Origin of the sequence: Xenorhabdus sp. PB62.4, assembly GCF_014467285.1 — a bacterium.
GTDB lineage: Bacteria > Pseudomonadota > Gammaproteobacteria > Enterobacterales > Enterobacteriaceae > Xenorhabdus.
The window spans coordinates 1-708 of the sequence record NZ_NKHR01000108.1 but is presented as its reverse complement, the minus strand read 5'-3'; the positions used below and the strand labels follow the sequence as shown (position 1 = coordinate 708).

General features: G+C 41.2%; 1 protein-coding gene. It reads right to left on the bottom strand.

The features are described from left to right. Window positions 1-649 (bottom strand): IS1 family transposase gene (locus Xenpb_RS19435; RefSeq protein WP_187655748.1). Its coding sequence is split into 2 segments (ribosomal slippage), with 650 coding nucleotides annotated over them: window positions 1-403 and window positions 403-649; the frame shifts between segments, so codons are not numbered across the junction. This gene is flagged as partial in the annotation. Window positions 650-708 lie beyond the last annotated feature (59 nt).

Below are 708 nucleotides of genomic sequence, written 5' to 3'. Positions count from 1 at the left end.
TGCATCTCAGGGGATTTTGAATAGCCGAGTGTTTTACGATTCAATCGTTTAATTCTGTTGCGAAGTGTAAGATTTTCACGCTCGATACGTTGCGTGAAACTTTTCCCGACGAGGTGTGTATTTTCAGGCAACATATTGTAAGCTTTAAACTTATCGGTACACCAAAAAGCAACATTGAATCGCGATAATTTTTTCAGAAGCTTTTTAAGCGTTTTCTTGCTCCGCCTTCCAAGCGTGTGAGCGATGATACGCTTTAGTCGAGGTTCCCAAGCATACCATAGCCAGCGTTGGTATTTTTTATTCCCGACAAATGACCATATTTCATCAACTTCACAGATGAGCTGAACGTTGACATTCTCCAGTGGAAGTGTTGTTACACATCGCGGTTTGAGTTTTTTAAAACACGTATTACAGCATTGATACTGATATGTAATGCACGGGCAGTATCACGAATACCTGAGTTGTTCATAGCAAGATCAACGACTTGTTCTTTAATTCCTGCCTGGCATGCGCGATAGGCGTACTCAAGTTGAAAGGTTCGTTTGCAGGATAAACAACGATAGCGTTGATGTCCCGCATCGCCTTTACCGTGCTTTTTGACGAATTCTGTTCGTTGGCAAAATCGACATTTTACTTCAATCATCGCCATTTAATTTCTCCGAAAAAAGGGGAATTATATACCACCATCAACGGATTGAATACGTGACC